This is a genomic window from Candidatus Ichthyocystis sparus (assembly GCF_900078745.1).
Lineage (GTDB): Bacteria > Pseudomonadota > Gammaproteobacteria > Burkholderiales > 2013Ark19i > Ichthyocystis > Ichthyocystis sparus.
In genome coordinates, this window is record NZ_FKII01000079.1 from 147,900 (window position 1) to 156,825 (window position 8,926).

General features: G+C 45.7%; 3 protein-coding genes. All 3 read left to right on the top strand.

Going from position 1 to position 8,926, the window contains the following annotated elements:
• The first annotated feature begins 31 nt into the window (after nucleotides 1-31).
• A complete protein-coding gene (locus A6733_RS10370) occupies nucleotides 32-598 on the top strand; it encodes a hypothetical protein (protein WP_092411424.1) in 567 nt (188 codons plus the stop codon).
• 530 nt (nucleotides 599-1,128) lie between these two features.
• On the top strand, nucleotides 1,129-4,425 hold the full coding sequence (locus tag A6733_RS10375; RefSeq protein ID WP_092460762.1) for a hypothetical protein: 3,297 nt from the start codon (nucleotides 1,129-1,131) through the stop codon (nucleotides 4,423-4,425).
• Between the two features lie 645 nt (nucleotides 4,426-5,070).
• Nucleotides 5,071-8,926, top strand: a 3,856-nt coding sequence (locus tag A6733_RS10380) for a hypothetical protein (RefSeq protein WP_176696800.1), incomplete at its 3' end; no start/stop codon positions are given.

Sequence of the window (8,926 nt, forward strand, 5' to 3'; positions counted from 1 at the left end):
TGCTAGTGGCAGTTCCGCAGCTGGTTTATCTGTGGAAGAGGCACTGGTCGTTGATGCTTCTGCTCATTCTACTTCAGAGGTGCCAATGTTGGCTAGAGAAGAAGTTGGATTGTCTATGGTCGGTACTTCTTCTCCTTTAGGAGTTTTAGGAGATGGATTATCTTCTTCTACATCTGAGAGGATGGTGGTGCTCACAACTAGTGTTTCTTCCTTTACTTCCGCTGGGATAAAAGAATTTCCTACATTTCCTGTAAGTGCTTCTCTTTATGGAACTAAGAAATCATTTATGAGTAGTCATAGTGCTGATGAGATTTCCTCCATTATGCCTTCTTCTTCTATGTCATCCAGTAGTAATGTAGCTGCTGGGTCGTTATCTTCGGCATCTGTGGATATAGGTAGTGTTTCATCTGTAGTAACTACTACTATTTATACTTATTCTGGGGAGGGGGATATAGGGGTGAGATTGGCAGCATTGATGAACTGTGGTTTGTCACCTTCACTACTACCTGCTAGCGAATCAACTCCTACTGAAGGCGAAGCTTCCTCTTCAAATCGAGGAAGTGTTGGAGGCAGAAGGAAAAGGAAGAGGAAAAGTTAAGTGATGAGTGTTTGTTTTTTGGGTAGAGGGCTTGCGTTCATTTTATGTTGTGGGTGATGTGAGTGATTTTTGAGCGTTGCTTGTTGGCGATGATTTTGTAACAAGATGTTGCATTGCCGTAGATTAGTCTCAGATTGTTACTAATATGTACGTGTTTTGTGTGGATTTGTCTAGTTTTTCAGCGCCGATTATGATTTATTTTACTATATGTGTGGATGTTAGTTGGTATGTGTATTAGGATATTTTCCATGGGTAAGTTTTGTTGTTCAGCATAGACTTGGTGTGCAGTTTTGTGGCATGGCATGTTTCGCGCCTGTTTACTCCAAAGTCTTGCATCTCCCCGGTCATGCAGGTAGTCGTGTAAGGTGCTTTTTCTACGCGCCATGTACTTTGATGTAGCTGAGGACGAGTGCCTAGAGTACGCACCTAGGCTGTGTCTTTGGCGTAAGCGTGGAGCGTGTTAGAACGTACGATGATAATGATAAAAGTGATAAAAATCAACAATAATAAATGAAAAAAGGAATTTGATTGTGAATCCTGTAACTGGAGTAGGTGGTGCTAGTCCTAGTGATGATGGTGCTGATCAAGCTGACAGTGGTGTCTTACAGCAGGTTCAGATTTTGCCTGGTAGTGGATTGGATGTAGCTACCCCCGTTACTGCTGTCTCTACTATTGCTGCTATTTCCTCGGTTATTACCGCTTCTACTGTTCTTACTGCTTCTGCTACTACTTCTACTGTCGCTACTACCTCCACTGTTGCTACTACCTCTGTGGGTAAGGGTAGTAGTGGCGGTAGGAGTGACAAGGGCAAGGGACCTGCTCCCAAGAGTCATGCTGCTGCTTCTGTACTTACTACCACTCATCCTGTTTCCGCTGGCGCAAACCTAGAATTATCTGGTCCCACTTCTTCTGTAACTACTGCTGCTTGCACTCGCACTGCCGATTTCAATTTTGATATCATTCTCGATAGCGTTATTGAAACAGCTCGTACTCGCCGCGCTGCTGCCGATGCTGCTGATGCTCGCGCCAGCTCTGCTGCTGCTGCTGCTGTTCGTGTTCATAATCGTGCTGACGCCATCCCCGGTACTGATCCTGATCTAACCCTTGCTCGTGCCAGTGCTTGCGCTATGGATAGCTGTGCTCGATCTACTGCCGTTTATGCTGCCGACGCTAACGCTGCTGCTGCTGCTGCCGATCGTGTTGTTGCTTTAGCCCGTGCTGTCGCTGCCGATCTAGTTGCTGCTCAAGATCGAGCTGCAGATAGTCGAGTTTTTATTGTATGTCCCGATTTCGGTATCATTATCGATAGTGTTGTTGCCTCCGCTCGTAGTTGCCACGCCGTTGCTGATGCTGCTGATGCCAGCGCCAAATCTGCTGCCTTTGCTGCTGCTCGTGCTACTGATGCTCTTTACAACTTTGATGCCGCTGCTCGTGCTGGCGCTCCCATTTCCGATACCGATAATGCTGCCCGTGCCCGCAGTGCTCGCGCCCGTGTCCGTGCTCGTCTTTGTGCTCGCGCTGCAGATAGTAAATATTGCGCTGTTGCTGCTCGCGCTGCAGCTGACGCTGCCGATCGTGTTGTTGTTCTAGCTCGCACTTTTGCTGCCGATCATGTTGTTTCTCAAGATCGAGCTGCTGATAGTCGGGTTCCTAGTCAAGGTCCCGATTCCGATCCCATTTCCAATAGCGGCGCTCGTTCTTCTTTTGTACCACCAGGTTTTGTAGATTTGTTTGGGTTTGTAGTATCTCTTGAGTTTAGTGAAGTGGTTAGCAAGCTCATATCTGCGGTTAGTGCATTGGCTAAAGATATTATTTACAATTATATAACAAGATCAGTGTCAGATATTCTGCGTAATCTTTCAAGTTCTGAACGAAGTGCTTGGTGTTTAACTAATGGGAAGCTTTATGAGATCAAATTTGTGGCCAGGTGCTTTGTTGAGTATTCTTCTCAGTTACTCCCTACTTTCGTTAACAATCTTTGCGGTGTCAGAGTATGGGATTCTTCTAGTCGTAGCTTAGTGCTATTAACGGGGAACGGGTTAGCAGATTTTTGGTTATCTTTGGATAAAGCTATTTTCAAAGCTGTAGCGGGTTTTTTTATGTCAAAGTGGTACGAACTTATTGGTCGCTTTTCTGCTCCGTCAGACACTGTAGAGGGATCATCTGATCTTTGTGGAGGAGATTTTGTTAATGCTTGTGCTAGGGCTGGTACTTCTTCGTCATCAGTTTCAAGATTTGATTCAGCTTCTGAAGGAATGAGAGCGCGAGTAGCATCTCATGATGGTGGTTCTTTAGATGGTGGTAATTTTGTAGATTTGTTTGGATTTGAAGTATCTCCTAGGGTTGAAGAAATGGTTAATATTCTTATCTGTGAGGTTAGTGCGTTGGCTAGGCGTACTTACTCGTCTGTGGTAGCAGTTCCAGTGTCTAGTAACATGAGAGGACTTTCATCTTCTGAACAATGTGCTTGGCTTATAACTAATATGATGCTTTACAAAACTAGCTTTGTGTATAAGTTCTTTCTCGATTATTGCGGTGGACTTTGTTCTGAATTTATTTGCTCTCTTTTTAGAGTTATACCTGGGGATGCTTCTGTTCGTAGCTTGTTGCCATTGACGGGAGATAATTTAAGAGGTTTTTGGGTGTCTCTGAGTGCGACTATTATGGGAATTGTACAAGATATTTTTGCAGCGGAGTGGGAGACACTAATTAGTCAGTTTTCTGTTCTATTAGGCCCTGGAGAGGAATCATCGTCTGCTGTTCTTTGTGTGGGAGATTTTATTAGTGCTCGTGATAAGGCTGGTGTTCCCGACTTGGCAGCTTCAGGGATGAGAGTACGAGGAACAGCGAGGAGAAGTGCAGTATCTCATGTTACTGAAGTAACTAGTGGTAGTTCTGTGGCTGGTGTTGTATCTGTAGCTGGTGGCAGTTGTTCTGTAGCAGCTGGTGATAGTTCTGTAGTTACTATTGATGTTCCTCCTCCTCCTCCTCCTCCTCCTACTACTACTACTACTACTACTACTTCTTCTTCTTCTTTGGAGCCGCTGCCGTTATTTGTTATGGGAGACGAAGTTGTATTGTTTACGGTTGATGTTGTAGAGTCCGAAGTCTTAGTAGCTACAGAGGGGTCTAGTGAGAATGTTATATTTATCGATGACCATTCTTCGTTATCGGAGGGAGAATTAGGAGTCAGGCTTTCTTCATCCTTATCTGAGGAAGAGGCATTGGCTGTTGAGGTTTCTGCTCCTTCTACTTCAGAGACGCTAGTGTTAGTTGAAGTGTCAGAAGTTGGATTGCCTATGGTAGGTGCTGCTGTTTCTGATTTGGGAGTTTTAGAAAGTGAATCATCTGAGCGAACAGTAGTGCCAACAACTAGTGCTTCTTCAGTTACTAGTTCTTCTGTTGTTGAGGTAGAAGAATCTTCTACTATGCCTAGAATAGATTCTCCTGCTCTTAGAATAGGTTCTTCTGCTGTTCCTGTTGCACCTAAGAAATTATTTATGAGTAGGTACAGAGCTGGTGTGACTTCTTCTTCCGGTATGTCTTTTTCTTCGACGTCCTCCTGTAGTATTGTATCTTCTGGGCCTTTATCTTCTTTACCTGTGGCGACGGGTAGTGTTTCGCCATTAGCTACTACTACTGGTACTGCTCCTGGTACTGCTCCTGGGGGGAGTGATATAGGAGAGAGATTGGCAGCATTGATGAATCGAGGTTTACCGCCTTCACCACCACCTGCTCGTGAGTCAGCTCCTACGGGAGGTGAAGCTTCTTCTTCAACTCGTAGAAGTGGTAGAGGTAGGGGAAAAGGAAGAGGAGAAATTAAGTGATTAGCGTTTGTATTGCACTATATGTTGTTCGAGTAGGAGACTTGTGTTCGTTTTATGTTGAGAGTGATGTGAGTGATTTGGGTGTTGCTTGTTAATGATGATTTTGTAATGTGGTGTTACATTGCGATAGGTTGGTCTGGGATTGTTATTGGTGTAACCGCGTTGGTACGGGTTTTGTGCAGATTTGTCTAGTTTTTAGCACTGGCTGTGATTTATTTTACTATATGTATCGATATTAGTTGGTATATATATTTGGCTATTTTCCATGGGTAAGTTTTATTGTTAAGCATAGCATTAGATTGTTTGGTCTTGTGTGCGATGCGTCGATGCTTAATAAGGAGTAAGCTCGTGCACATCGATGTCGTATGTTGACCTATATGATCTGCTTAGTTTCTTTCACTTGTCATGCAGTTTTACGGTGTTTTTCGATGTTTACTCCAGAGTCTTGCACTTTTCTGGCCGTGTGGGTATTTGTGTAGTGCGAGGTGTTTCTTCTATGCGCCATGTATTTTGCCGTAGTTGAGTGCCCAGAGTACGTGTCTGGGTTGAGTCTCTGATGTAAGCGTGGAGCGTGTTGGGATATGTAATAGCAACGATGGCAGTGATAAAAAATCAACAATAATAAATGAAAAAAGGAATTTGATTGTGAATCCTGTAACTGGAGTAGGTGGTGCTAGTCCTAGTGATGATAGTGCTGATCAAGCTGACAGTGGTGTCTTACAACAGGTTCATAATATTTTACCTGGTGGTGTATTGGATGTGGCTACTGCTGTTACTGCTGCCTCTATTGTTGTTGCTACTTCCTCTGTTGTTACTACTTCTACTGCTCTTACTGTTTCTGCCACTACTTCCACTGTTGCTACTACCTCTGTGGGTAAGGGTGGTAGTGGCGGTAGGAGTGACAAGGGCAAGGGACCTGCTCCCAAGCGTCATGCTGCTGGCTCTGTACCTACTACCACTTCTGTTCATCCTGTTCCCGCTAGCGCAAATCCAGAATTATCTGTTCCCACTTCTTCTGTAACTACTGCTGCTTGCACTACCACTGCCGATTTAAATTTTGATGTTATTCTCGATAGCCTTATTGAAACTGCCCGTACTCGCCGCGCTGCTGCTGATGCTGCTGATGCTCGCGCCAGCTCTGCTGCCGTTGCTGCTGTTCGTGCTCATAATCGTGCTGATGCCATTCCCGATACTGATCCTAATCTAACCCGTGCTCGTGCCCGTGCCAGTGCTCGTGGTATGGATAAATATGCTCGTGATGTTGCTGTTCGCGCTGCCGCCGCTGCCGCTTCTGCTGCCGCTGCCGATCATGTTGTTGCTCAAGCTCGTGTTTTTGCTACCGGTCTTGTTGTTGTTCAAGATCGAGTTTCGGATAGTACTGCTACTGCTCTAGGTGTTGATTTCGGGACCATCATAGATAGTGTTGTTGCCACCGCTCGTAATTGCCACGCTGCTGCTGCTGCTGCTGATGCTCGCGCCAACTCTGCTGCCACTTCTGCTGCTCTTGCTGCTGCTGCTCTTGCTGCTTCCGTCATCGATACCGATTCTGCTGCTGCCCGCCGTGCCCGTGCCAGTGTTATCAATGCGGATAGATATGCTCGTTTTACTGCCTCTGTTGCTGCCTCTGGCGCTGCTGATGCTCATGCTGCCGCTGCCGCTGCCGATCATGTTGTTGCTCAGGCTCGTGCTTTTGCTCCCGGTCGTGTTGTTGCTCAAGATAGAGTTGCTGATAGTACTGATTTTGATCTAGCCAGTAATACTCGCGATCTGGATAAATACCATGCTTGTGCTGCCGATGTTCGCTCTGCTGCTCCTCGTGCTGCCGATGCTCGTGCTGCCGCTGCCGTTGCCGATGCTCGTGCTGCCGCTGCCGATCATGTTGTTGCTCAGGCTCGTGCTTTTGCCGCCTATCTTTCGGATAGTAGCGTTACTACTCTAGGTGTTGATTTCGGGATCATCATCGATAGTATTGTTGCCACCGCTCGTAATTGCCACGCTGCTGCTGCTGTTGCTGATGCTCGCGCCAGCTATGCTGCTGCTGCTGCTCGTGCTGCCGCCATTCCTGATACTGATCCTGATCTAGCCCGTGCCCGCGATATTGATAAATATGCTCGCGATACTTCTGCTCGAGCTGCCGATGCTCGAGCTGCCGCTACTGCTGCCGATCATGTTGTTGCTCTGGCTTATGCTTTTGCTGCCGATCATGGTGTTGCTCAAGATCGACTTGCAGATAGATCTGCAGATAGTCGAGTTCCTATTACATGTCGCGATTTCGATATTATTCTCGATAGTGTTGTTACTTCCGCTCTTGCTTTTCACGATGCTGCTCGTGATGCTAACGCTCGCGCCAACTCTGCCGCCGCCGCCGTTGCTCGTTCCTCTGCTCATGCTGCCGCTCCCATTCCCGATACCGATAATGCCGCCCGTGCCCACCGTGCTCGTCCCCGTGCCCGTGCTAGTGCCCGTGCTAGTGCCCGTGCTAGTGCCCGTGCTAGTGCCCGTGCTAGTGCCCGTGCTAGTGCCCGTGCTAGTGCCCGTGCTCGTTTTTGTGCTCGCGCTGCGGATAGTGAAGATCGAGCCGCGGATAGTCTCGTTCCTAGTCCAGGTCCCGATTCTTCTCTTGTGCCACCAGGTTTTGTAGATTCACTTGGGTTTGTAGTATCTCTTGAATTTAGTGAAGTGGTTAGCAAACTCATATCTGCGGTTAGTGCATTGGCTAAAGATATTAGCCGCTATCATATAGCAAGAACAGTGTCAAGTATTCTCCGTAATCTTTCAAGTTCTGAACGAAGTGCTTGGTGTTTAACTAATGTGAAGCTTTATGAGATCAAATTTTTGGCCAGGTGCTTTGCTGAGTATTCTTCTAAGTTACTTCCTACTTTCATTAACAATCTTTGCGGTGTCAGAGTATGGGATTCTTCTAGTCGTAGCTTGGTGCTATTAACGGGAAACAGGTTAGCAGATTTTTGGTTATCCTTGGATGAAGCTATTTTAAAAGCTATAGCGGGTTTTTTTATGCCAAAGTGGTACGAACTTATTGGTCGCTCTTCTGCTTCGTCAGGCACTGTAGAGGGATTATCTGATCTTTGTGGAGGAGATTTTGTTAGTGCTTGTGCTAGGGCTGGTACTTCTTCGTCATCAGTTTCAATATTTGATTCGGCTTCTGAAGGAATGAGAGCGCGAGTAGCATCTCATGATGGTGGTTCTTTAGCTGGTGGTGATTCTGTAGATTTGTTTGGATTTGAAGTACCTCCTGAGGTTGAAGGAATGGTTAAAGTTCTTACCAGTGAGGTTAGTGCATTGGCTAGACGTATTTACTCGTCTGTGGTAGCAGTTTCAGTGTCGCATACACTGAGAGAACTTTCATTTTCTGAGCAATGTGCTTGGCTTATAGCTAATATGATGTCCTATAGGACCAGTTTTATGCACAGATTCTTTCTCGAGTATTGTGGTGGACTTTGTTCTGAATTTATTTGCTCTCTTTTTAGAGTTGTACCTGGGGATGCTTCTGATAGTAGCTTGTTGCCATTAACGGGAGATAGTTTAAGAGGTTTTTGGATGTCTCTGAGTGAGACTGTTATGAATATTGTACAAGATATTTTTAAAGCGGAGTGGAGTTTACTAACTAATCAATTTTCTGTTCTATTAGGCCCTGGAGAGGAATCATCGTCTGCTGTTCTTTGTGTGGGAGATTTTATTAGTGCTCGTGATAAGGCTGGTGTTTCCGACTTGGCAGCTTCAGGGATGAGAGTGCGAGGAACAGCGAGGAGAAGGGCAGTATCTCATGTTACTGAAGTAACTAGTGGTAGTTCTGTGGCTGATGTTGTATCTGTAGCTGGTGGTAGTTGTTCTGTAGCAGCTGGTGATAGTTCTGTAGTTACTATTGATGTTCCTCCTCCTCCTCCTCCTCCTCCTCCTACTACTACTTCTTCTTCTTCTTTAGAGCCCCCGTCGTTATTTTTTACTGTAGAAGAAACTGGATTATCGGCTGGTGTTGTAGCATCCGAAGTCTTAGTGGTTACTGAGGAGACTGTTGAGGATGTTATATTTATCGATGATCATTCTTCGTTATCGGAGGGAGAATTAGGAGGCAAGCTTTCTTCATCTTTATCTGAGGAAGAGGCATTGGTTGTTGAGGTTTCTGCTCCTTCTCTTTCAGAGACGCCGGTGTTAATTGGAGAAGAAGAAGTTGAAGTGTCAAAAGTTGGATTGCCTATGGTAGGTGCTTCTGTTTCTGATTTGGGAGTTTTAGAAGGTGAATCATCTGAGGGGAGAGTAATGCCAACAACTAGTGCTTCTTCAGTTACTAGTTCTTCTGTTATTGAGGTAGAAGGATCTTCTACTATACCTAGAATAGTTTCTTCTGCTGGTCCCGTTGCACCTAAGAAATTATTTATGAAAATGTATAGTGCCGGTATGTCTTCTTCTTCGATGTCCTCCGGTAGTATTGTATCTTCTGGGCCTTTATCTTCTTTACCTGTGGCGACGGGTATCGGTTCAA